The following is a 21,836-nucleotide window of genomic DNA, read 5'->3' as shown; positions in this document are numbered from 1 at the left end:
TGTGTTTATGAGTCAAGACGAGCTCTCTATCAACGGCGATTTGCTGCGCCTTCGTCGTGAAGCTCGTGGTTGGGCTTTGAGTGACATGGCAATCCGAGCCTGCATGTCCGTCAAGCAAATTCGCCAGTTGGAAGAAGGCGGTATGAGCTCCTTTTACAGCCCTGCGGTTAAAGCAACGGCTGCAAAAAAAGTAGGTGGCTTGCTTGGCATCTCAGTAGATGAGGTTTTCGGTCATGCGTCCCAAGAAGCGTACGTTGAAAGCGTGCCTCAAGACTCAACAACGCCAGTTGAGCCTGTTTCGGCTGTTCAAGATGTGATGATTGAGCTCTCAGAAACAGCGTCTGCGCCAGATGAAGAACCGGTTGTTTTGACGCAATCTGAAGAAAAAAAATCGAAGACGTCACTTTGGGTGATTGCAGGGCTATTTGCTGCTGCGTTGGCTGTTGCTGCTTACATGCAACCGCAAGAAGAGCCAGCTGCGGAACCAGCGCCGCCTTTACAAACCGTACCTTCGGACGCTGTTGACGCCGCCAGTATTGCCGAGTTGCCTGCATCTAATGCATCCTCTGTGGAGGTTAGCGTTTCAACTCCCCAGAAATCTGCATCAGGTTTGACGGCGTCTGCAGCTCCTGTGGCATCGGCTGTTCGCCCTGCTAGTGTGTCGAGTGCCTCTGCTGGACCTGTCGCGCCAGCCAGTAAAGCGGCACCTTAATTGGCCACTGATTTGCAATTAAAAAATCCGCTTTCCAGCGGCTTTTTAGTTTTTGGCGCCTAGCGATAAAGCCTCCTGACGACTGATCGCTAGTTGCCCTGCGTCAGCCGTTTGCATTGGCCATCCAGCCATGTGGGTCACGCTCAGTTCATACATGCCTTGCACCCATGCAGCGCTGTCATTGAGGCATGGGATGTAATGAAACACCTCACCACCTGCATGCAAATAAGCCTCTTGCGCTTCTTGGGAAATTTCTTCTAAGGTTTCTAGGCAGTCACTGGTGAAACCGGGGCAAATCAAATCGACGCGTTTGACACCTTGCTGTGCCAGTGCAATCAGGGTTGGCTCGGTGTAGGGTTCAAGCCACTTCGCTTTGCCAAAGCGCGATTGGAAGGTCACCATGTACTGGGCTTTGGTCAAGCCCAAGGACTCGCCGAGCAAGCGTGCCGTTTTGTAGCACTCGCAGTGGTAAGGGTCACCTAAGTGTAGAGTGCGTTCAGGTACGCCGTGAAAACTCATCACCAAGCGTTCAGCTTGGCCGTGTTCGGCCCAATGCGCGCGTACGCGCTCAGCCAGTGCTTGGATGTAAGCAGGGTGGTCGTGGTAGTGGTTGATGAAACGGAACTCGGGCAGCACACGGCTGCGCAGTCCCCAGTGGTACACCGCATCAAACACGCTGGCTGTGGTGGTGCCTGAGTACTGTGGGTAAGCCGGCAATATCAAGACACGCGTGAAGCCTTCTGCTTTGAGCGCATCAAGTTGGCTGGCAATCGATGGGTTGCCGTAACGCATGGCATAGCGCACAGTCACAGCCTCGCCGTGGGCGTTGAAAACTTCTTGCAAAGCAAGTGCTTGTTTGTTTGTCCAGATCTTGAGCGGCGAGCCTTCGTCTGTCCAAATGGTGGCGTACTTGGCGGCAGATTTGGCCGGGCGCACACGCAAGATGATGCCGTGCAGGATGGCCATCCACACCAAGCGGGGGATTTCCACCACACGGTGGTCGCCTAAAAATTCGGCCAAGTAGCGGCGCACAGCCGGTGCTGTGGGTTCGTCAGGCGTTCCTAGGTTGCACAGCAAAACGGCGGTGCGTGGCGCTTGTCCATGGGTGAATGGCGGTTCGGGATTGAAGGCAGGTTTGAACATGATGAGGTATTCTCGCCCAGCATGCTGAACCTTTCCAAAATACAAGCCATAACCTTAGACCTTGACGACACTTTGTGGCCCGTCTGGCCCACCATCGCCCGCGCCGAGGTGGTTTTGCAAGCGTGGTTGGCGGTTCACGCCCCGCAAACCGCACAGCTTTGTGCAGATGCCGAAGTCAAAAAACGCATCCGAATCGAGGTGAACCAACGCCATGCAGACAAGGCGCACGACTTGAGTTTTTTGCGTCGCGAGTCCATCCGTGAAAGCTTGCTGCGAGCAGGTGATGCGCCGCATTTGGCGGAGGCAGCGTTTGACGTGTTCTTTGCCGAACGTCAAAACGTCACCCTTTATGACGGGGTGCAAGACGCGCTGGCGCGGTTGTCTGCACGCTATCCGTTGGTGGGTTTGTCCAACGGCAATGCCGATGTGTTTCTCACCGAGGCTGCCCCGTATTTCAAGGCGTCTGTGAGTGCCCGTTTGTTTGGTGTGGCCAAGCCTGATGCACGTATTTTTCATGCAGCCGCAGCACAGTTGGATTTGCCTGTTGATGCCGTGTTGCATTTAGGGGATGACGCCACCACCGATGTGTTGGGCGCAATGAATGCAGGAATGCAAACCGCATGGGTTAACACCCAAGGCCATGACTGGCCACACGAGGCCATTCAGCCTTTAACGGTGCGCCACTTGGCTGAGTTGTGCGACCACGTGTTGACCTGAGCGCACGGCCCCTTCAAGGGTGGATGGGTAGGGGCCGCGGATGTAGTCGCCGCAAGCCCATAGGCCATCCGCGATAAAAGGCTCTGGCCTATCCAGCATGGGTGTGCAGGCCAGCGTGGCGCGTTTTTCGACCACGGTTTGCACGATTTCTAAATGGCTGAGCTCTAGCTGTTCGCTGACTTGATCGTGCACCTGCTCGGTGAGCTCATCGCGCTCGGTGTGGCATGCGCTGACCACCGCAGCCAGTAAGCCTTGCTGTTCAGACAGCGCCCCTTTGTCAAACACAAACTGTGCCGGCGCTTGCGCGTCACAGTGCAACGCCACCATGGGCTGCGATAAGCCTTTGAACCCTGGATCTTTGCAATGCAAATACACCGTGGCAATTACGGTGTGCGGCAGCTCAGCACATTGGTAAGCCCACTTCGGAGCAATGTCTGCCGTTAGGCGTGCAGCTTCCCAAGCAGGACATGCCAGAAGTACCGCATTGTCGGGGGATGCCGTGTGTTGCAGCGTTTCAATGTGTGCGGCAGACACACGCGTGCTCAGAAGGATGTCCGCACCACGGGCGCTGAGCCATTGCAAACAAGCATCTGGCAGCAAAGCACCTAAATCCACGCGAGGCACCAGCAGGTCTGAGCTGCCCGTACCTCCTAATAGCGCATCATGCAGCACACGCAAAAACACGGTCGCGCTGGATTCATCCACGGGGGTGTTGAGCGCTGATAAGCAGAGTGGCTCGATGAGTTGCATCATCACACGTTCACTCAAGCGCGAGGCATCGCCTAACTGAGCCACGGTCCATGTGGGGTCGCATTCAAACTGCGCGCGTTGCCATCCCCATGCGGCTTGAATGAGACTGGCTTTGTCTTTGAGAGACCAGCCTTGTGCACGGCCAATACCTGCCATCAGGTTGAGGGGCATGGGCCAATCAGGAAGGCTCAGGCCTTGGCCATCGGCGTAGCGCAAATCAAGCGGTAGGCGCTGCAACAAAGCGCTTGGGTTCAAGCCCACGGTGCGCATCAGTGCCAGCGTGTCGCGGTAGGCTCCAATGAGTACGTGTTGGCCGTTGTCCAAAGGCTTGCCTGCAAAACTTTGTTGCAAACTGCGGGCACGGCCACCTGCGGTTTTTGCGGCTTCAAACAGCTGCACATGCCAGCCTGCTTGCGTTGCGGCTATAGAAGCAGCCAAACCCGCCCAGCCTGCGCCCACGATGGTCAGTTGCTTCATGCTGCCGCCAATGAAGCTTAGAAGCGGCCCAAGGCTTGCATCTTCCAAGCCAGCCAGAGTTTGTGTAGCGGAGTCAGGGCCACACGTTGGGTGAGCACCGGAAACTTTTTGGCTTCGATTTCGCGCAACAAGGTGCGGTAAATGCTGGCCATCATCAGGCCTGGTTTTTGGTGTTTCCAGTCGTTGGCGGGTAAAAGCGCCAAGGCTTCGTCATACAGCGCATGGGCGCGTGCGGCTTGGAATTGCATGAGGGCTTGAAAACGGTCTGAGTCCAAGCGGTTCAAAATTTCGTGGGCTTTCACATCGAACTGTTGCAACTCAGTGACGGGCAAGTAAATGCGGCCACGTAGGGCGTCTTCACCCACATCGCGAATGATGTTGGTGAGCTGAAATGCTTGGCCCAATTTGTGGGCATAGGCGGTCGTCGCTGCATCGGTCTGACCAAAAATCTTGGCTGACACTTCGCCCACCACGCCAGCCACCAAGTGGCAGTAGCGCCTGAGGTTGGGGTAGTCGAGGTACCGCGTTTGCGTGAGGTCCATCTCGCAACCCTCAATCACCGATTGCAGTGAGGCTTCTTCAATGCCGAACTCCGCCACCAAAGGCATGAGTGCTTGTGTCACAGGGTGATTCGGTTTGCCCGCAAAAGCTTGGTGCACCTCGTTGTGCCACCAAGCCAGTTTGCTGGCGGCCACGCCGGGGTCGGTCACCTCATCCACCACATCGTCTACCTCACGGCAGAACGCATAAAACGCGGTGATGGCGGCGCGGCGTTGGGGCGGAAGAAACAGGAAGGCGTAATAAAAGCTGCTGCCCGAGGCAGATGCTTTTTGCTGAACGTAGTCTTGAGGTGTCATGTGTGCCTGATTATCGGGCACGCCTGACCCCTCTTAGTCGCGATTTCACATCCGGATGCAGCGCCAGAAGATGCGAATGAAGTCCGTCTTGTTCAGCGTGGGGCGAGCGAGCTGTGTGTGGTCTTGTGCGTCACCCCGTGCATCCAGCTTGTCCAACATGCGCAAGCCACCTTGCACCACCGCACGCAGCTCCCAGCCTGCAAGCCCCTTGACGCGATGTACCAAGGGCGCTCCCTGCATCATGATCTCGCGTGCAAAACGCAGCTCATTGGGCAAGGTGTGGCCCTCTGGTAAATAGTTGCGACCACGCCTCAAGTCTTCCGCGCGGTCTTGCCATAGGTTAATGAGTTGCAGGGCTGTGCAGATGGCGTCGCTTTGTGCGAGCGATGTTGCGTCGTTCACGCCATACAAATGCAGCATCAAGCGCCCCACGGGATTGGCCGAACGGCGGCAGTAGTCCAGCAGTTCTGCGCGGTTTCGGTAGCCTTGGCCTACGCTGGTGTAGACCACATCTTGCTCGAACGCATCGAGCAGGTCGAACAAGGGTTGTGCGGGGAGTTGGTATTGCTGGACAGCCTGCTGTAGTGGGCCAAACACCGTGGGCCAGCGGATGCTCTGTGTGTTGGCTTGTTTCAGGCAGTTTTGCAGGTCTGCGCGGTATTCACCCAAGGCGTCTAGTCGGTGGTGTGCGGGCTCAAAACCTTCGTCGGCCAAATCGTCGGCTGTGCGTGCAAATTGGTACAACGCAAGGACAGCAGGGCGCAAACGGGCAGGGCACAGCCAAGAGGCGACGGGGAAGTTTTCGTAATGGTCGATGCTTGACATAAGTTCCATCGATTGTCGTTCAGCCTTGTAAATACAAGTTGAACCAAGATCGGCTACATTAATAACCAATCAGTCATTAACGTAAATAAGTACTTTATGGTGTATTCATTTTTACCGGCAGCGCGCTTGGCGCTTGCCGTAGCAGTTCTCGCGACTTTGACCGCTTGCGGCAAAGGTCAGGCGCCTCAAGAGCCTGTGCGTGCCGTGAAGGTCTTGACGGTGGGCGCGTCAGGCTCGGCCGTGGATTTGGAATTTTCAGGCGAGGTGCGTGCGCGTATCGAATCCAACCTGGGCTTTCGCGTGGCTGGCAAAGTGCTGAGCCGTCCGGCTGAAATCGGTCAGCGTGTGAAATCGGGTCAGTTGTTGGCGCAAATTGATCCACAAGACTACCGCATCACCGCTGACGCTGCCGCTGCGCAGCTGGTAGCAGCGCAAACCAACCGCGATGTGGCAGGCGCAGATTTCAAGCGTTACCAAGATTTACATGCACAAGGCTTCATCAGCGCCGCAGAATTGCAACGCCGCGAAGCGACCTATATTTCGGCTCAAGCCCAGTGGAAGCAAGCCCAAGCGCAAAGCTCGGTGCAGGGCAACCAATCGGGGTACACCCGTTTGTTGGCCGATGGTGCGGGCATCGTGACTTCAGTGGATGCCAGTGCGGGACAAGTGGTGGCTGCGGGGCAGCCCGTGGTGCGTTTGGCTTTGGATGGTCCACGTGATGTGGTGTTCTCAGTGCCTGAAGACAAGCTGGGCTTGCTGAAAACGGGGGACAAGGTCAAGGTGCGCCAGTGGGTGGACGGCAAGGTGCTCGAAGCTGTGGTGCGCGATGTGTCCGCCAGTGCTGATTCGGTGACGCGTACGTTTGTGGCCAAAGCGGCTTTGCACAAAGACGCCAACCCCGTGTTGGGCTCCACCGTGACGGTGAGTTTGGTGCTGGGTGTTGAACTGACCCCTAAAACCATCAAGTTGCCCACCAGCGCTTTGCGTCTAGAGGCAGGCGCAACATCGGTGTGGGTGCTTGAACCCAGCACCATGACGGTGAAGGCGCAAGCTGTGGAGGTCAACACGGCGGAAGGCAACGATGCCGTGGTGACTTCGGGTTTGCAAAACGGTGACCAAGTGGTGCTGTCGGGCGTGCATGTGTTGACAGCTGGCCAGAAGGTGTCGATCTTCGGCGCAGCGAAGTGAGTTGAAGATGGACGATAAATTCAACCTCTCCAAATGGGCGCTGGACCATCCCGCGCTGACACGTTATTTGATGGTCGTGCTGATGGTTTTGGGTGTTGCTGCCTATTTCCAATTGGGCCAAGACGAAGACCCACCTTTCACCTTCAGAGCGATGGTGGTGCGCACCTATTGGCCAGGTGCAACGGCCCAGCAAGTGGCTGAGCAGGTCACTGACAAACTCGAACGCACGTTACAAGAAGTGCCGTACGCCGACAAGATTCGCAGCTACTCCAAGCCCGGTGAATCGCAAATCATTTTTCAGCTCAAAGACTCTTCCAAGCCCGGCGATGTGCCCAATGTTTGGTACTCGGTGCGCAAGAAGATTGGTGATATGCGCTACACCTTGCCCCAAGGCGTGCAGGGCCCGTTTTTCAATGATGACTTTGGCGATGTGTATGGTGTGATTTATGCGCTGGATGCGCCAGGTTTCACCCCCGCTGAAGTGAAAAAGTTTGCCGACGATGTGCGCCAACAACTGCTGCGTGTGGCTGATGTGGCCAAGGTTGAGCAGTTTGGGGTGCAAGACGAAAAAATCTTCATCGAAATTCCGCAAAAGCGTTTGGTGCAACTCGGCCTCGATGTGGGCGCTGTGCTGGCGCAACTCAGCCAAGAAAACGCCGTAGAAAACGCGGGCACCGTGCAAGCCCCGCTGGATGTGCTGCAAGTGCGCATTGGTGGTCAGTTTGAAACAGAAGCTCAGTTGCGTGCCATGCCCATTCGCGGCAGTTCGGGCCAGCAGCTCAAGTTGGGCGACATCGCCACCGTCACACGCGGCTATGTCGACCCTGCCACGGTCAAGGTGCACCACCAAGGTAAGCCCGTGATTGCCTTGGGTGTGTCCATGGCCAAAGGCGGCGACATCATTGCGCTGGGCAAAGCCCTGCAAGTGGCGACCACGCGGATTGAAAAAACCTTGCCTGTCGGCGTGAGCTTGGTGCAAGTGCAAGACCAGCCCAAGGCCGTGCAAAAGTCCGTGGGTGAGTTTGTGAGCGTGCTGATTGAGGCGGTTCTGATTGTGTTGGCCGTCAGCTTTGTAGCTTTAGGTTTGCACAAAGGTGGACGCTATGGCTGGTATGTGGACATGCGCCCAGGTTGGGTGGTGGCCATCACGATCCCGCTGGTGTTGGCCATGACGTTTTTGGCCATGAACTACTGGGGCATTGGCCTGCACAAAATTTCGCTGGGCTCGCTCATCATCGCTTTGGGGCTGTTGGTGGATGACGCGATCATTGCGGTAGAGATGATGGTGCGCAAGATGGAAGAGGGCTACGACCGCGTGCGTGCCGCTACCTTTGCGTATGAAGTGACGGCCATGCCCATGCTGACGGGCACGCTCATCACCGCCGCGGGCTTCTTGCCCATTGGTATGGCGAAATCGACGGTGGGCGAATACACCTATGCCATCTTTGCGGTGACGGTGATTGCGCTGGTCTTGAGTTGGTGGGTGTCGGTTTACTTCGTGCCGTATTTGGGCACTTTGTTGCTGCAGGTCAAGCCGCATGGCGAACATGGGGGAGAGCACGAGTTGTTTGATGGCCCGTTCTACCGCCACTTCCGCACGGCCGTGACGTGGTGTGTGGAATACCGCTGGAAAGCGATTGGCATCACCATCCTGATCTTTGTATTGGGCATCGTCGGGATGGGCCGCGTGCAGCAGCAATTTTTCCCAGACTCCAGTCGTCCCGAGGTGTTGGTGGACTTGTGGTTCCCAGAAGGCACCGCTTTCAAAGCCAACGAAGCTGTGACACAGGCTGTGGAGCAGCGCTTGCTGAAAGAGCCGGGCGTGCAAACGGTCAGTACATGGATTGGTTCTGGCGTGCCGCGTTTTTACTTGCCGCTGGACCAAGTGTTTCCTCAGACCAACGTGTCGCAACTGATTGTGATTCCCGACAGCTTGGAGCGTCGCGAATCCTTGCGATTGGCATTGCCTGCCATGCTGGCGCAAGAGTTTCCAGAAGCACGTGCGCGTGTGAAGCTTTTGCCCAATGGTCCGCCTGTGCCATACCCTGTGCAGTTCCGCGTCGTGGGGCCAGATCCCAAAGTCTTGCGTGCACGTGCCGATGAGGTCAAAGCGCAAATGCGCGCCAGTGCCTCTACACGCGGTGTCAACGACAACTGGAATGAGTCGATCAAAGTGGTCCGCTTGGAGGTGGATCAAGCCAAGGCAAGGTCTTTGGGCGTGACCAGCCAATCCATTGCGCAAGCCATGCGTGTGTTGCTGGTGGGGTCGACTGTTGAGCAGTTCCGTGAAGACAACAAACTCATCGACATCGTGTTGCGCCAACCGCTGAACGAGCGTGATGCCATCAGTGACTTGGCCAGCGCTTATGTGCCGACTGCCTCGGGTCGCATGATTCCCGTCACGCAAATTGTGAAGCCGGTGTTTTCCTGGGAGCCAGGCGTGATGTGGCGCGAAGGCCGTGAATACGCCATCACCGTGCAGTGCGACATCATTGAAGGTCTGCAAGGCGCCACGGTCACGCAGCAGTTGTTGCCCGAGTTGAAGAAGCTCGAAGCCAAATGGCTGGAAACAGACACGCAGCTTTACCGCATTGAAGTGGCTGGCGCTGTGGAAGAAAGCTCCAAAGGCTCTAGCTCGATTTCTGCGGGCATGCCCGTGATGTTGTTCATCACCTTCACGCTGTTGATGCTGCAGTTGCACAGCTTTAGCCGAGCCTTGTTGGTGTTCATCACGGGGCCATTGGGATTGGCGGGTGTGGCTGGCGCTTTGCTGCTGCTCAACCGCCCGTTCGGTTTCGTGGCCTTGCTGGGGGTGATCGCCTTGATGGGCATGATTCAGCGCAACTCGGTCATCTTGATTGACCAAATCGAGCAAGACCGAGCCAATGGCGTCCCAGCTTGGGAGGCGATTGTGGAGTCAGCCGTGCGCCGTTTGCGCCCGATTGTGTTGACGGCAGCGGCTGCCGTGCTGGCCATGATTCCGCTCACACGCAGCGTTTTTTGGGGGCCCATGGCCGTAGCCATCATGGGTGGCTTGATCGTTGCCACCGTATTGACACTTCTTGCACTGCCGGCTATGTATGCAGCGTGGTTTAAGGTCGAAAAGCCGTCTAAAATGTCAAGTTGACCGATTTCAAGCGGGTGGTCTTTACAGGCCACCCGTTGTTATTTAGATACCCGCGCGGGTGGCGAAATTGGTAGACGCACCAGGTTTAGGTCCTGACGTCCGCAAGGATGTGCGGGTTCGAGTCCCGCCCCGCGCACCACTTGATTCATAGCAAGCGGCCAAAAAGGCCGCTGCTAAACATGCCAATTTAGGAGAAACCACATGGCCGTGACCGTTGAAACTTTGGAAAAACTGGAACGCAAGATTACTTTGACCTTGCCTGTGGATGTGATTGCCAAAGAAGTGGATGTGCGTTTGAAGCGCGTGGCACGCCAAGTCAAGATTGACGGTTTCCGTCCAGGCAAAGTGCCAATGAATATCGTGGCTCAACGCTACGGCTACTCCACCCAGTTCGAAGTGATGAACGACAAAGTGGGCGAAGCGTTCCAATCAGCCACCAACGAAGCCAAGTTGCGTGTGGCTGGTCAACCTCGCATCACTGAAAAAGAAGGCGCGCCAGAAGGCCAAATGCAATTCGACGCCATCTTCGAGGTGTACCCAGAAGTGAAATTTGCAGACATGGGCGCTGTGGAAGTCGAAACTGTGTCTGCCGAAGTGACAGATGCTGCCATCGACAAAACCATCGACATCTTGCGCAAGCAACGCCGCACATTCGCCCAACGTGGTTTGGACGGTGCAGCCCAAGACAACGACCGCGTGACCATCGACTTCGAAGGCAAGATTGACGGCGAACCCTTCCAAGGCGGCAAAGCAGAAGACTTTCAGTTCTTGCTCGGCGAAGGCCAGATGCTCAAAGAATTTGAAGACGCTGTGCGCGGTATGAAGTCGGGCGAAAGCAAGACTTTCCCATTGAGCTTTCCAGCCGATTACCACGGCAAAGAGGTGGCTGGCAAACAGTCCGATTTCTTGGTGACTTTGAAGAAAGTCGAAGCTGCCAACTTGCCAGAAGTGACCGACGAATTGGCCAAATCTTTGGGCGTGGCTGAAGCCACCGTCGCCGGTTTGCGCGCTGACATCAAGAAAAACTTGGAACGCGAAGTCAAGTTCCGTTTGTTGGGCCGCAACAAGCAAGCTGCGTTGGACGCAGTGGCCACCAAAGCTGAACTCGACCTGCCCAACGCCAGCGTGCAAGCTGAACTCGAGCGCATGGTTGAAGGCGCGCGCGCTGACCTCAAGTCTCGCGGCATCAAAGACGCAGACAAAGCGCCTATCCCTGACGACATCTTCCGTCCGCAAGCTGAAAAGCGCGTGCGTATGGGCTTGGTGGTCGCTGATTTGGTTCGCGCCAACAACTTGCAAGCCACGGCTGAGCAAATCAAAGCGCACATCGAAGAATTGGCCTCTAGCTACGAGAAGCCAGCCGACGTGGTGCGTTGGTACTACAGCGACATGAGCCGTTTGGGCGAAGTCGAAGCCATCGTCATTGAAAACAACGTGACTGACTTCATCTTGTCTAAAGCCAAGGTCAACGCCAAGGCAATTTCGTTCGACGAATTGATGGGTCAGCAAGGCTGATTCACCTACAAGGAAACAACATGAGCGCACTGGATACACAAGCCTTGGGCATGATCCCCATGGTCGTTGAGCAGTCGGGCCGCGGCGAGCGGTCTTACGACATCTATTCACGTTTGCTCAAAGAGCGCGTGATCTTCTTGGTGGGCGAAGTCAACGACCAAACCGCCAATTTGGTGGTCGCACAATTGTTGTTCCTTGAGAGCGAGAACCCCGACAAGGACATCTCGCTCTACATCAACTCTCCTGGCGGTTCGGTAAGTGCGGGTATGTCGGTGTTCGACACCATGAACTTCATCAAACCCCACGTCTCTACGCTGTGCATCGGCATGGCCGCGAGCATGGGCGCGTTCTTGTTGGCTGCAGGCGAGAAGGGCAAGCGTTTCTCATTGCCTAACTCCAAGGTCATGATTCACCAGCCTTTGGGCGGCACACGTGGTCAAGCCACAGAGATCGAAATTCACGCCCGCGAAATCTTGAAAACACGCGAGCAATTGAACAAGATCTTGGCTGAGCGCACAGGTCAGCCCTTGGAAAAAATCCAACGCGATACCGAACGTGATTACTACTTGAGTGCCGATGAGTCCAAAGAGTACGGTTTGATTGATCAAGTGATCAACAAGCGCGCTTAATTGACCCACCGATACGACACACACAAGCACCGACATGGCTGATAAAAAAAGCGCTTCAGGCGAAAAAACGCTGTACTGCACTTTCTGCGGTAAGAGCCAGCACGAAGTCAAAAAACTCATCGCAGGCCCTTCGGTCTTCATTTGCGACGAATGCATTGACTTGTGCAATGAAATCATCCGTGATGAGTTGCCAGGCCTAGAGTCTGCAAAAGACAAAGAAAACGGCAGTGACCTGCCCACGCCCGCAGAAATCAAAGCCAACCTCGACAACTACGTGATTGGCCAAGAGCCCGCCAAGCGCACCTTGGCCGTGGCGGTGTACAACCACTACAAGCGCTTGAAGCACAAAGCCTCGTCCAAGAAAGACGACGTCGAGCTGACCAAGAGCAACATCTTGCTGATTGGCCCCACGGGCTCTGGCAAAACATTGCTGGCGCAAACCATGGCGCGCATGTTGAACGTGCCTTTCGTCATGGCTGATGCCACCACACTGACCGAAGCCGGTTATGTGGGGGAGGACGTTGAAAACATCATTCAAAAGCTGCTGCAAAGCTGCGAGTACGACGTGGAACGCGCGCAGCGCGGCATCGTCTACATCGACGAAATCGACAAGATTTCACGCAAGTCTGACAACCCTTCCATCACCCGTGATGTGTCGGGTGAGGGCGTCCAACAAGCCTTGCTCAAGCTGATTGAAGGCACGATGGCGAGCATTCCACCTCAAGGTGGTCGCAAGCACCCCAACCAAGACTTCTTGCAAATCGACACGACCAACATCTTATTCATTTGCGGCGGCGCGTTTGCTGGGCTTGAAAAAGTCATCGAGAACCGCACAGAAGCCTCCGGCATTGGCTTTGGCGCAACTGTCAAGAGCAAAGAGTCACGCAGCTTGTCTGAAGTGTTTGGCGAGGTTGAGCCCGCTGACATCATCAAGTTTGGCTTGATTCCTGAACTCGTGGGCCGTATGCCTGTGGTGGCTACCTTGGCCGAGCTGACCGAAGATGCTTTGGTGCAAATCTTGACTGAGCCTAAGAACGCTCTGGTGAAGCAGTACAGCAAGCTACTGGCCATGGAAGGTGCTGAGCTTGAGATCCGCCCAGCAGCTTTGCGCGCGATTGCCAAAAAAGCCTTGGCGCGCAAAACAGGTGCGCGTGGTTTACGCTCTATCCTTGAACTGTCTTTGATCGACACCATGTATGAATTGCCTAATTCATCCAATGTCGAGAAGGTGGTGGTTGACGAGGCCACCATTGATGAGAACAAGCCACCTTTGTTGGTGTACCGAGAAGCTGCCAAGAAAGCTTAAAGATTCATCTCGGGGACGGTGCCTAGCACACGTCCCTTTTTTACAGGAAGGCTGACCATGTCTGGACAACCCCCGCTGCCCGCTACCCCTCTTGAACTGCCGTTGTTGCCTTTGCGTGACGTGGTGGTATTCCCGCACATGGTCATCCCCTTGTTTGTGGGCCGACCTAAGAGCATCAAGGCCCTCGAAGCCGCCATGGCTGCTGAGCGTCGCATCATGTTGGTGGCACAAAAAGCCGCAGCCAAAGATGAGCCCTCTGTGGCTGACATGTTCGAAGTGGGTTGCGTGTCGACCATTTTGCAAATGCTCAAGCTGCCCGATGGCACTGTCAAGGTGTTGGTCGAAGGCCAGCAACGCGCCAAGGTGGATGGCATTGAAGATGGTGAGTCGCATTTCACGGCCCACGTCACGCCCATCGAAGTGCTGCCCGCTGAAACCGGCAGCGAAGTCGAGGCTTTGCGCCGCGCGGTGATGCAACAGTTTGACCAATACGTCAAACTGAATAAAAAGATCCCTCCCGAAATTTTGACCTCCATCGCCAGCATTGATGACGCAGGCCGCTTGGCTGACACCATTGCTGCGCACCTGCCCTTGAAGCTTGAGAGCAAGCAAGTCGTTCTTGACTTATCGCCTGTGCGTGAGCGCTTGTCCAACTTGTTTGAACAAATCGAACGCGAAGTCGAGATTCTCAACGTCGACAAAAAAATCCGTGGCCGCGTCAAGCGCCAAATGGAGAAAAACCAACGCGACTTCTATCTGAACGAGCAGGTCAAAGCCATCCAGAAAGAACTGGGCGAAGGCGAAGAGGGCGCGGACATTGAAGAGATCGAGAAAAAGATCAAAGCTGCACGCATGCCTCAAGAGGCACGCAAAAAAGCTGAGGCTGAGTTGAAGAAACTCAAGCTCATGTCCCCCATGTCAGCCGAAGCCACCGTGGTGCGTAACTTCCTTGACGTGCTGGTGGGTTTGCCTTGGAACAAGAAAACAAAAATCAAACACGACTTGGGCAATGCCGAAACCGTGTTGAACGAAGATCACTACGGCCTCGACAAGGTCAAAGACCGCATCTTGGAATATCTTGCTGTGCAACAACGCGTGGACAAGGTCAAGGCGCCTATTCTTTGCTTAGTGGGCCCTCCTGGTGTGGGTAAAACCTCGCTGGGTCAATCCATTGCCAAAGCCACGGGACGTAAGTACGTGCGCATGGCTTTGGGTGGTATGCGTGACGAAGCTGAAATTCGCGGCCACCGCCGCACCTACATTGGCGCAATGCCCGGTAAGGTGCTGCAAAGCCTGACCAAGGTCGGCACGCGCAACCCTTTGTTCTTGCTCGACGAAATCGACAAACTCGGCATGGATTCGCGTGGCGATCCTTCTAGCGCCTTGCTCGAGGTGTTGGATCCCGAACAAAACAACAAGTTTGCTGATCACTACGTGGAAGTCGATTACGACTTGAGCGACGTGATGTTTGTGGCTACTTCTAACTCGATGAACATTCCGCCAGCCTTGCTGGATCGTATGGAAGTGATTCGTTTGTCGGGCTACACCGAAGACGAGAAAACAAACATTGCCATCAAATATTTGCTTCCCAAGCAAATGAAAAATAATGGTGTGAAAGACTCAGAGCTGTCGGTCGACGAAGCGGCTGTGCGCGACATCGTGCGTTACTACACACGTGAAGCAGGTGTGCGTTCGCTTGAGCGCGAAATGTCCAAGATTTGCCGCAAGGTGGTCAAGGCTTTGTTGCTCAAGCAAATGACGCCACAAGTCAAAGTGACGGCTGATAACTTGCCTGACTTCCTGGGCGTACGCAAGTACACCTATGGCCGCGCCGAAGCAGAAAACCAAGTGGGCCAAGTTGTCGGTTTGGCATGGACCGAAGTGGGCGGCGATTTGCTGACCATCGAAGCTGCCATCATGATTGGTAAGGGCACCATCACACGCACCGGTTCACTCGGCGATGTGATGAAAGAGTCTGTTGAAGCCGCTCGCACTGTGGTGCGTAGTCGTGCGCGTCGCTTGGGCATCTCGGAGGAGTTGCTAGAGAAGCGCGACATCCACATTCACGTGCCTGACGGTGCTACGCCCAAAGACGGTCCAAGTGCCGGCGCAGCCATGACCACTGCTTTGGTTTCGGCCCTCACAGGCATCCCTGTGCGTGCAGATGTGGCCATGACGGGCGAGATCACCCTGCGTGGTGAAGTCACAGCCATTGGCGGTTTGAAGGAGAAGCTATTGGCAGCCTTGCGCGGAGGCATCAAGACGGTGTTGATCCCAGAAGAAAACGTGAAAGACCTGCAAGAGATTCCAGAAAACGTGAAGAACGGTTTGGAAATCGTGCCTGTGCGTTGGATCGACAAGGTGCTGGAAATTGCACTTGAGAAGATGCCCACGCCATTGCCTGATGAAGTGCCAGCGGTGGCTGCCGCAGCTGCCGCAGACGCTGTGGCGAAAGCCGAAGCAATCAAGCATTAAGATTTTTCTAGCGCACACCAAAACAGGGTGAAAAATGCGCTAGAATATGCGTCTAATGCGGGAATAGCTCAGTTGGTAGAGCGCAACCTTGCCAAGGTTGAGGTCGCGAGTTCGAGCCTCGTTTCCCGCTCCACATTCGACAAGGGAAGCACACCATGCTTCCCTTTTTCGTCAAAGTGAATGGCGCGATAGCAAAGCGGTTATGCACCGGATTGCAAATCCGTTTAGCCCAGTTCGACTCTGGGTCGCGCCTCCAAACAAAAAGCCGTTACTGCTTGCAGTAACGGCTTTTTTCTTGTCTGTTTAGCCAGCTTGACGGTGCTTATCCAACGTCTGGGTTGAGGTAAGTATTCAAGCGGTAAAGGGCCGCAGCGAATAGGTTAAAGAACAAGACAGACAGTGCAAAGTTGCGATACCACTTGGTTTCATTGTTTGCTTTTTCTTGCGTTAACAAATCCATTGCATGATCCGTACGCGCATGGATGTCCGAACCTTGGTTGCAGATTTGATGCGTTGCATCGTATGGATGTGCTTTGCCATCGGCATTCTTTTCGCAATTGCTCAGCAGCTTGTCTGTGCTGAGGTGCAGTGCCTGCTCTTTATTCAGGGTTTCAGTGAGGTTGGCTAAGTTTGCTTCGTAGCGCCAGTTGGCAATCCAATAAGCTGGCAGTAGGCTGCAAACAAAAAAGACGAGGCCAATTTTTTGAATTCGTGTCAGCTTCATAGGTCGTAACCATCGACCAAAGCCAGCGCTCCTGTGGAGTTGTTGACGCGGTGTTGAAGGATGGCTTGGTAGGCTTCGCTGTTGTACCAAGCTTCAGCAATTTCTCGGCTTGGAAACTCCACCACCACGTTGCGTTCGCCTTGGGCTTGCCCTTCCAATTGAGTGGCATGGCCACCACGGACCAAATATTTGCCGCCAAATGCCGCAATGGTGTGCGGTACTTGTGCGGAATACACCGCATAAGCTTGCGGGTTGGTGACCGTGATTTGGCCGATCAAATACGCCTTACTCATAAGCTGCATTCTTACTTGTAGAAGGCTTCGACTTTGCCTTTGATTTTGATCAGCAGAGGTTTGCCTTTGCGGTCCAGCGTTTTGTTGGCAGGGACTTTGACCCAACCTTCAGACAGGCAATACTCTTCAACATCAAAGCGTTCTTTGTCGTTGAAACGGATGCCAATTTCATATTCAAACACCGCAGGCGCATAGTGCGGGCTGCGTGGGTCGATAGACAAATGATCGGGAAGGGCGGGGCGTTGTGTTGTTGCTTCAGTCATGTGTTGATTTTCCATGATTTAAGTGCTTGTTGATATAGATGCGCTTTGTCATATGTTTGCAAATAAAATCGAGCCACGTTATGTCTAAATATTTACTCATACTTTGCGCGATTGCTTGGTCTCCATTGGGTTGGGCAGGTTGGGTGTTCTTCACCAACAACAGCCATGGGTCTAACGATTACTACTACGCACCGATAGAGGACAAAGGCAAGGTCAAAGTGTTGCGCACATTCACGCAAATGCCGGTGGACGCCAAAGTGCCGTTCCACACGCCTAAAGCCGTGGTGAAGGTGACGTTGTACAACTATTCATCTGAGCAATCGACTTATGAGATCAACTGCCAAGAGCAATCGATTCAGTTGATTGAGCGCATCTTTTACCGCGACATGGTGGGTAAGGTGCCGTTCATCACGCATCAGACGAAAGATGCGTTTATTCAAGGTAGCAATTCAGAATTTGCCAAGCAGTTTATTAAGACGCCACTGCACTTTGACGACATTCGGCACTACCGCATGCACGAGGTCGCTTGTAAATAAAAAGGGGACCGCTCTCGGCGGTGAATTGGAGTCCACACGCGCCCTAAAACTTCGGGCTGGTGGCGAGAGCGATCATAAACCTGAGCAACCTTGAACCCTATATATCGGCCCAAGGTGCCAAGGCTTTAGCGGTTTAGCCAATCAAATCGACACGACCGTCCAGGCTCATCACGCCGGTGATGACGCTCAGCTTGGGATGGCGCTTTTGCACTTGACGACGAAACTCGTTCAAGGCTTCAGCGTGTGATTCGGTTTCAATTTCTTTGTTGGCCACTTTGTCTTCGCCAAATGCCAGCTTGGCAGCGCCGCAATCGCGGTGCGTGATGCCGACCACGCGCTTGATGTGGTGCAAAGACACGGTGATGTCCAAGTTGTCCCAGTAGGCTTTGTGCCAAGCGGAGAACTTGGGGTGCACCGCGCCGATGGGGCCACCAGCGATGACAAACTGGCTGTAGTTGTCACTCAGCTTTTCACGACCAATGCCTTGCAGCAGGCCCATGTATTGCCAGCTTAGGGTGGTGAAGCGTGGGTCAATGCAGTTGACCAACATGGCTTCGTAGTTGCCGCTGGCAGCTTGGGTTTGAAAGGGTGTCATGCCTATCAAACCGCCTGCCACTGTGGCAGCGCTGGCGGCCAAGAAGCCTCGGCGCGAGTGATTGCCGGCCAATTGAAGCGATCCGCAGCAGGCGCAAGTAGGGGTCATGTGGCTCACAGTGGTGTCCTTGTTGTGTTTTAAAAAAGAAAGTTAGCTTTTTGGTTTCGGCATCAAGCCGATGATATTTAGCGATTTTGGTGATTTTTACAGAATTTGCTTTGATTTAACCCCCTGACTCTCCCCATCTAAGGGGGCGTCGATAATGATTGTTCACCATGTCTGAATCTTCTCCCTCCTCCTCATCTTTTCGTGTTCTGAGCCTCATCCCCCCGATGACGCAACTCAACACGCCTTATCCCTCGACGGCGTATTTGACGGGCTTTTTGCGTTCTCAAGGCGTGGATGCCGTGCAAGAAGATTTGGCTTTAGCTTTGGTGCTGGCCTTGTTCACGCCCGAGGGGTTAGCCCAGGTGCGTGGCTGTGCGCTTGCCAAACCCGAGGCCAAACGCACCGCTTGTGTGAACTACTTTTTGGACTATTTCGAGCGTTACCAATCTACCGTTGCTCCCACGATTGCGTTTTTGCAGGGGCGCGACTCGACCTTGAGCCATCGCATCGCAGGTCGGGGCTTCTTGCCTGAAGGCCCGCGCTTTGCCGCACTGGATGCTTATGACGACGAGGGCAGTGGTGACCCCCTGGCTTGGGCCTTCGGTGCTTTAGGTCAGCAAGACCGTGCACGCCATCTGGCCACTTTGTACTTGAACGATTTGGCGGATGTGCTGCGAGATGCCGTCGACAGCCGTTTTGAATTTGTGCGCTATGCCGAACAGCTGGCAGGTAGCCAAGCCACGTTTGAGCCATTGGCACAAGCCTTAGCGGCGGCACCTACCTTGGTCGATGACACGCTAGAAGCGCTGACCTTAGAGGTGATTGCCAAACACCAGCCGCAGTTGGTGTTGTTGTCTGTGCCGTTTCCAGGTGCGGTGTATGCCGCGTTTCGCATGGCGCAGACCATCAAAACGCATCATCCGCAGATCCGCATTAGTTTGGGCGGAGGCTTTGTGAACACCGAGTTGCGTGAGCTGACCGAACCCCGCGTGTTTGACTATGTGGATTTCATCAGCCTAGACGCAGGCGAACGGCCTTTGTTGGCTTTGCTAGAACACTTGCAAGGCAAACGCAGTGTGCAGCGCTTGGTCCGCACCTTTGTGCGTAACGATGAAGGCAAGGTCCAGCTGATGAACTGGGCCGAGCCCGATGTGCCGTTTGAAGACGTTGGCACACCCACATGGGATGGTTTGCCGCTAGACCGCTATTTGTCGTTGCTCGACATGCTCAACCCCATGCACCGTTTGTGGAGTGATGGCCGTTGGAACAAGTTGACGGTGGCGCATGGCTGCTATTGGAAGAAATGCAGTTTTTGCGATGTGAGCTTGGACTACATATCTCGTTACGAAACCGCCTCAGCCATTACGCTGGTTGACCGCATTGAACAAATTGTGGCTGAGACAGGGCAGACGGGCTTTCACTTTGTCGATGAGGCTGCGCCACCTAAAGCATTGAAAGCCTTGGCTGAAGAACTGTTGCGTCGTAAGGTGCATATCTCGTGGTGGGGCAATATTCGGTTTGAGAAAACCTTTACGCCCGAGTTGGCCGAGCTGCTTGCCGAGAGTGGTTGCATTGCCATGTCGGGTGGCTTAGAGGTTGCCTCAGACAGGCTCTTGAGCTTGATGAAAAAAGGCGTGTCAGTCGAGCAAGTGGCGCAAGTCACCAAAGGTTTTTCAGAGGCTGGTATTTTGGTTCACGCCTACCTGATGTATGGCTTTCCAACTCAGACCTTGCAAGACACGGTCGATGCATTGGAGTACGTGCGCCAGTTATTTGAGAACGGTTGCATTCAAAGCGGTTTCTTCCATCGCTTTGCCTGCACGGTGCATTCACCTGTAGGCAAGAACCCCGCTGACTATGGCGTGCAAGTAGTCCCTTTACCTGAGGTGAGCTTTGCCAAAAACGACATTGCTTTCATCGACCCGACAGGGACCGATCATGACACCTTGGGTCGCGGTTTGAAGAAGGCCATTTACAACTACATGCATGGCGTGGGATTGGAGGAGGACGTGCGGCAATGGTTTGAATTACCCAAAGGCCAGTGCCCCAAAAGCACGGTGCCTCGCCACAAGATTGCTAAGGCGCTTGGTTATTGAAAAATTCTTCGTGCCTCGCTCGAAAACCTGTGAATTTGCGATTAGAATAATAGCTTCGGAATTAATCACTCCATGCGGGAATAGCTCAGTTGGTAGAGCGCAACCTTGCCAAGGTTGAGGTCGCGAGTTCGAGCCTCGTTTCCCGCTCCATATTTAAAAGCCCTCAGATGAAAATTTGAGGGCTTTTTCTATTCTGGCTTTACTTCTTAGGTAACGTGCCGCCACTCTTCACGCATTCATCTACAGTTTTGAATTCTGTGAATTTTTTGGTGCGTTCGTAGCTGGGGCTCTTTGGGTCGTGGCAAATGCCTGAGTCAGATTTTTTCACGACGGGTTCTGCTGCAGCGGTTTGACCTGCAGCAGGGCGACCACCGCTTTTGACGCATTCGTCCATCGATGCGAAGCCTGTGAATTTCTTGGTGTTACCGAAAGAGGGGCTGGTTTTGTCGTGGCAAATGCCTGCATCCGACTTCTTAACCACAGGGTCTGCGGCGTGAGCCATGTTCAGTCCCAAGCCAAGCAGGACAGCCAGCAAGAAATGGTGTGTAGTGCGTTGTGTCATGAGCGGTTTCCTTAATAGGTCTTGTACTTTGATGTTTTAAGCGACGCTTAAAAATTTACATCGTCAATATAGACGAAAAAATATCAGAAATCAGTCATGACTTGCCCGAGTCTCAGAGGCCGCTGGCGTAAAATCTGTCTACACAACGACACTGCCCGAGTGGTGAAATTGGTAGACACAAGAGACTTAAAATCTCTCGCTTCCGTAAGGGGCGTGCCGGTTCGATTCCGGCCTCGGGCACCACTGAATAAGCACAAGGAAGGAGTTTCGTCATGGCACGCTACAACGCCGCGTATGAAATCCATGTGCATGGGCTGGTTCCTCTACAAGCCGAAGTCGGCTTAGAACAATTGCAAGACGCTTTGCGCCCTTTGTGGCAATACGCAGGCGCCTCATCCCTCGAAGACGGTGCGACCAGCTCATACCCTGAAGAGCCAGGCATTCGTTTTAACCCCGAAGAACGCACATTGCAAATGTGCTGGACCGTGTCTGGCGACGATGACTTCCGTCAAAGCGTAGATGAGATGTGCATGAACTTGAACGAGCTAACAGCGGCTGGTGCACCGATCGAAGTCACGTTTTACGATAACGACTTTGACGAAGAAGACGAAACCCGCGGCCAAGACTCACGAGATGACTTTGTGATGCTGTTTGTAGGCCCTACGCCCGCCGACATCATGCAAGCTCAACGCGACATGTTGGTCAACGACGTGATTCACCTGATGGAGCGCCACTTTGATGGCGCCGAGCTGGGTGGCGTGGTGAACGAAATCGACAAGCTGTTCTCAGAGCGTTTTGACAACCTCGTGAACTCACTCGATTTGGGCCGTCCACCGCGAGGCCCCAATGGCGGCCACGGTGGTGGCGGTCATGGTGGGCGCAAGCCTCGCCACTTGCACTGATGCTCCAGACATAAAAAAACCGCGCTCAGCGCGGTT

20 protein-coding genes and 5 tRNA genes are annotated in these 21,836 nt (G+C 54.5%); 16 read left to right on the top strand and 9 right to left on the bottom strand.

Going from position 1 to position 21,836, the window contains the following annotated elements; genetic code table 11:
* Window positions 1-7 precede the first annotated feature (7 nt).
* Window positions 8-712, top strand: coding sequence for a transcriptional regulator (locus LINBF2_RS07695; RefSeq protein ID WP_281887939.1), 705 nt, complete (start codon window positions 8-10; stop codon window positions 710-712).
* A gap of 45 nt (window positions 713-757) precedes the next feature.
* On the opposite strand, the gene hemH is transcribed toward LINBF2_RS07695, so the two are convergent.
* Complete coding sequence (hemH, locus tag LINBF2_RS07690; protein WP_281887937.1) at window positions 758-1,855, bottom strand: ferrochelatase; 1,098 nt, start codon at window positions 1,853-1,855, stop codon at window positions 758-760.
* A gap of 21 nt (window positions 1,856-1,876) precedes the next feature.
* Between hemH and LINBF2_RS07685 the strand changes: the two genes are divergently transcribed.
* Window positions 1,877-2,572: an HAD-IA family hydrolase gene (locus tag LINBF2_RS07685; protein WP_104801176.1), complete on the top strand. Its 696-nt coding sequence runs from the start codon at window positions 1,877-1,879 to the stop codon at window positions 2,570-2,572.
* Here LINBF2_RS07685 and hpnE read toward each other — a convergent pair.
* Genes hpnE through LINBF2_RS07670 form a run of 3 tightly spaced genes read right to left on the bottom strand, consistent with a single transcriptional unit; the run spans window position 2,525 to window position 5,490 of the window.
* A complete protein-coding gene (gene hpnE, locus LINBF2_RS07680; RefSeq protein WP_281887934.1) occupies window positions 2,525-3,799 on the bottom strand; it encodes a hydroxysqualene dehydroxylase HpnE in 1,275 nt (424 codons plus the stop codon). The two genes, LINBF2_RS07685 and hpnE, sit on opposite strands and share 48 nt — an antisense overlap.
* Window positions 3,800-3,816: 17 nt before the next feature.
* Window positions 3,817-4,656, bottom strand: a complete 840-nt coding sequence (gene hpnD, locus LINBF2_RS07675) for a presqualene diphosphate synthase HpnD (RefSeq protein ID WP_281887932.1) — start codon at window positions 4,654-4,656, stop codon at window positions 3,817-3,819.
* 45 nt (window positions 4,657-4,701) lie between these two features.
* On the bottom strand, window positions 4,702-5,490 hold the full coding sequence (locus LINBF2_RS07670) for a squalene/phytoene synthase family protein (protein ID WP_281887930.1): 789 nt from the start codon (window positions 5,488-5,490) through the stop codon (window positions 4,702-4,704).
* Window positions 5,491-5,577: 87 nt separating this feature from the next.
* Here LINBF2_RS07670 and LINBF2_RS07665 point away from each other — a divergent pair, with 87 nt between their 5' ends.
* The 9 genes from LINBF2_RS07665 (at window position 5,578) to LINBF2_RS07625 (ending at window position 15,977) form a co-directional block, all read left to right on the top strand.
* Entirely contained in the window at window positions 5,578-6,669 is a 1,092-nt protein-coding gene (locus LINBF2_RS07665; RefSeq protein WP_281887928.1) for an efflux RND transporter periplasmic adaptor subunit, read from the top strand.
* A gap of 7 nt (window positions 6,670-6,676) precedes the next feature.
* Entirely contained in the window at window positions 6,677-9,796 is a 3,120-nt protein-coding gene (locus LINBF2_RS07660) for an efflux RND transporter permease subunit (RefSeq protein ID WP_281887927.1), read from the top strand.
* Between the two features lie 52 nt (window positions 9,797-9,848).
* Window positions 9,849-9,935 (top strand) — tRNA-Leu (locus LINBF2_RS07655).
* Between the two features lie 62 nt (window positions 9,936-9,997).
* Window positions 9,998-11,311 (top strand): trigger factor, encoded by a 1,314-nt coding sequence (gene tig / locus LINBF2_RS07650; protein ID WP_104801182.1) that lies wholly within the window; start codon window positions 9,998-10,000, stop codon window positions 11,309-11,311.
* A 20-nt stretch (window positions 11,312-11,331) separates the two neighbouring features.
* Window positions 11,332-11,940 (top strand): ATP-dependent Clp endopeptidase proteolytic subunit ClpP, encoded by a 609-nt coding sequence (gene clpP, locus LINBF2_RS07645; RefSeq protein WP_104801183.1) that lies wholly within the window; start codon window positions 11,332-11,334, stop codon window positions 11,938-11,940.
* 34 nt (window positions 11,941-11,974) lie between these two features.
* The gene (clpX, locus tag LINBF2_RS07640; protein WP_104801184.1) at window positions 11,975-13,246 is read left to right on the top strand and encodes an ATP-dependent Clp protease ATP-binding subunit ClpX; all 1,272 of its coding nucleotides are present in this window, start codon (window positions 11,975-11,977) and stop codon (window positions 13,244-13,246) included.
* Between the two features lie 57 nt (window positions 13,247-13,303).
* Window positions 13,304-15,721, top strand: a complete 2,418-nt coding sequence (gene lon, locus LINBF2_RS07635; protein WP_281887921.1) for an endopeptidase La — start codon at window positions 13,304-13,306, stop codon at window positions 15,719-15,721.
* Between the two features lie 57 nt (window positions 15,722-15,778).
* Window positions 15,779-15,854: transfer RNA gene (locus LINBF2_RS07630), tRNA-Gly, on the top strand.
* Window positions 15,855-15,903: 49 nt separating this feature from the next.
* A tRNA-Cys gene (locus LINBF2_RS07625) sits at window positions 15,904-15,977 on the top strand.
* A gap of 66 nt (window positions 15,978-16,043) precedes the next feature.
* On the opposite strand, the gene LINBF2_RS07620 is transcribed toward LINBF2_RS07625, so the two are convergent.
* The 3 genes from LINBF2_RS07620 to LINBF2_RS07610 are packed head-to-tail and all read right to left on the bottom strand — an operon-like array spanning window position 16,044 to window position 17,001.
* Entirely contained in the window at window positions 16,044-16,445 is a 402-nt protein-coding gene (locus LINBF2_RS07620) for a hypothetical protein (protein WP_281887919.1), read from the bottom strand.
* On the bottom strand, window positions 16,442-16,738 hold the full coding sequence (locus tag LINBF2_RS07615) for a DUF1330 domain-containing protein (protein WP_281887917.1): 297 nt from the start codon (window positions 16,736-16,738) through the stop codon (window positions 16,442-16,444). The genes LINBF2_RS07620 and LINBF2_RS07615 overlap by 4 nt, the downstream gene beginning before the upstream one ends.
* 11 nt (window positions 16,739-16,749) lie before the next feature.
* The gene (locus tag LINBF2_RS07610; protein ID WP_104797795.1) at window positions 16,750-17,001 is read right to left on the bottom strand and encodes a DUF3297 family protein; all 252 of its coding nucleotides are present in this window, start codon (window positions 16,999-17,001) and stop codon (window positions 16,750-16,752) included.
* Window positions 17,002-17,081: 80 nt separating this feature from the next.
* Here LINBF2_RS07610 and LINBF2_RS07605 point away from each other — a divergent pair, with 80 nt between their 5' ends.
* A complete protein-coding gene (locus LINBF2_RS07605) occupies window positions 17,082-17,537 on the top strand; it encodes a hypothetical protein (protein ID WP_281887914.1) in 456 nt (151 codons plus the stop codon).
* Window positions 17,538-17,670: 133 nt separating this feature from the next.
* Here the strand turns inward: LINBF2_RS07605 and LINBF2_RS07600 are convergent, their stop codons facing one another.
* Window positions 17,671-18,240: a twin-arginine translocation signal domain-containing protein gene (locus LINBF2_RS07600; RefSeq protein WP_281891303.1), complete on the bottom strand. Its 570-nt coding sequence runs from the start codon at window positions 18,238-18,240 to the stop codon at window positions 17,671-17,673.
* Window positions 18,241-18,464: 224 nt separating this feature from the next.
* Between LINBF2_RS07600 and LINBF2_RS07595 the strand changes: the two genes are divergently transcribed.
* Together LINBF2_RS07595 and LINBF2_RS07590 are read left to right on the top strand one after the other, a co-directional pair.
* On the top strand, window positions 18,465-20,336 hold the full coding sequence (locus tag LINBF2_RS07595; RefSeq protein WP_281887912.1) for a radical SAM protein: 1,872 nt from the start codon (window positions 18,465-18,467) through the stop codon (window positions 20,334-20,336).
* Between the two features lie 74 nt (window positions 20,337-20,410).
* Window positions 20,411-20,486: transfer RNA gene (locus tag LINBF2_RS07590), tRNA-Gly, on the top strand.
* 49 nt (window positions 20,487-20,535) lie between these two features.
* Here the strand turns inward: LINBF2_RS07590 and LINBF2_RS07585 are convergent.
* Window positions 20,536-20,898 (bottom strand): hypothetical protein, encoded by a 363-nt coding sequence (locus LINBF2_RS07585; protein WP_281887910.1) that lies wholly within the window; start codon window positions 20,896-20,898, stop codon window positions 20,536-20,538.
* Window positions 20,899-21,051: 153 nt separating this feature from the next.
* Here LINBF2_RS07585 and LINBF2_RS07580 point away from each other — a divergent pair.
* Together LINBF2_RS07580 and LINBF2_RS07575 are read left to right on the top strand one after the other, a co-directional pair.
* Window positions 21,052-21,141: transfer RNA gene (locus LINBF2_RS07580), tRNA-Leu, on the top strand.
* Window positions 21,142-21,170: 29 nt separating this feature from the next.
* On the top strand, window positions 21,171-21,800 hold the full coding sequence (locus tag LINBF2_RS07575; protein WP_104797185.1) for a DUF6806 family protein: 630 nt from the start codon (window positions 21,171-21,173) through the stop codon (window positions 21,798-21,800).
* The last annotated feature ends 36 nt before the right edge of the window (window positions 21,801-21,836 follow it).

It is taken from the genome of Limnohabitans sp. TEGF004 (assembly GCF_027924965.1).
Classification (GTDB): domain Bacteria; phylum Pseudomonadota; class Gammaproteobacteria; order Burkholderiales; family Burkholderiaceae_C; genus Limnohabitans.
Note: the sequence above shows the minus strand (reverse complement) of the source record. Positions and strands in the feature narration are given on the sequence as shown.

Excerpts from the sequence above, each read along its gene's own strand:
- LINBF2_RS07695 (WP_281887939.1), top strand. The coding sequence starts at position 8 with ATGAGTCAAGACGAGCTCTCTATCAACGGCGATTTGCTGCGCCTTCGT.
- hemH (WP_281887937.1), bottom strand. The coding sequence starts at position 1,855 with ATGTTCAAACCTGCCTTCAATCCCGAACCGCCATTCACCCATGGACAA.
- LINBF2_RS07685 (WP_104801176.1), top strand. The coding sequence starts at position 1,877 with ATGCTGAACCTTTCCAAAATACAAGCCATAACCTTAGACCTTGACGAC.
- hpnE (WP_281887934.1), bottom strand. The coding sequence starts at position 3,799 with ATGAAGCAACTGACCATCGTGGGCGCAGGCTGGGCGGGTTTGGCTGCT.
- hpnD (WP_281887932.1), bottom strand. The coding sequence starts at position 4,656 with ATGACACCTCAAGACTACGTTCAGCAAAAAGCATCTGCCTCGGGCAGC.
- LINBF2_RS07670 (WP_281887930.1), bottom strand. The coding sequence starts at position 5,490 with ATGGAACTTATGTCAAGCATCGACCATTACGAAAACTTCCCCGTCGCC.
- LINBF2_RS07665 (WP_281887928.1), top strand. The coding sequence starts at position 5,578 with ATGGTGTATTCATTTTTACCGGCAGCGCGCTTGGCGCTTGCCGTAGCA.
- LINBF2_RS07660 (WP_281887927.1), top strand. The coding sequence starts at position 6,677 with ATGGACGATAAATTCAACCTCTCCAAATGGGCGCTGGACCATCCCGCG.
- tig (WP_104801182.1), top strand. The coding sequence starts at position 9,998 with ATGGCCGTGACCGTTGAAACTTTGGAAAAACTGGAACGCAAGATTACT.
- clpP (WP_104801183.1), top strand. The coding sequence starts at position 11,332 with ATGAGCGCACTGGATACACAAGCCTTGGGCATGATCCCCATGGTCGTT.
- clpX (WP_104801184.1), top strand. The coding sequence starts at position 11,975 with ATGGCTGATAAAAAAAGCGCTTCAGGCGAAAAAACGCTGTACTGCACT.
- lon (WP_281887921.1), top strand. The coding sequence starts at position 13,304 with ATGTCTGGACAACCCCCGCTGCCCGCTACCCCTCTTGAACTGCCGTTG.
- LINBF2_RS07620 (WP_281887919.1), bottom strand. The coding sequence starts at position 16,445 with ATGAAGCTGACACGAATTCAAAAAATTGGCCTCGTCTTTTTTGTTTGC.
- LINBF2_RS07615 (WP_281887917.1), bottom strand. The coding sequence starts at position 16,738 with ATGAGTAAGGCGTATTTGATCGGCCAAATCACGGTCACCAACCCGCAA.
- LINBF2_RS07610 (WP_104797795.1), bottom strand. The coding sequence starts at position 17,001 with ATGACTGAAGCAACAACACAACGCCCCGCCCTTCCCGATCATTTGTCT.
- LINBF2_RS07605 (WP_281887914.1), top strand. The coding sequence starts at position 17,082 with ATGTCTAAATATTTACTCATACTTTGCGCGATTGCTTGGTCTCCATTG.
- LINBF2_RS07600 (WP_281891303.1), bottom strand. The coding sequence starts at position 18,240 with ATGACCCCTACTTGCGCCTGCTGCGGATCGCTTCAATTGGCCGGCAAT.
- LINBF2_RS07595 (WP_281887912.1), top strand. The coding sequence starts at position 18,465 with ATGACGCAACTCAACACGCCTTATCCCTCGACGGCGTATTTGACGGGC.
- LINBF2_RS07585 (WP_281887910.1), bottom strand. The coding sequence starts at position 20,898 with ATGACACAACGCACTACACACCATTTCTTGCTGGCTGTCCTGCTTGGC.
- LINBF2_RS07575 (WP_104797185.1), top strand. The coding sequence starts at position 21,171 with ATGGCACGCTACAACGCCGCGTATGAAATCCATGTGCATGGGCTGGTT.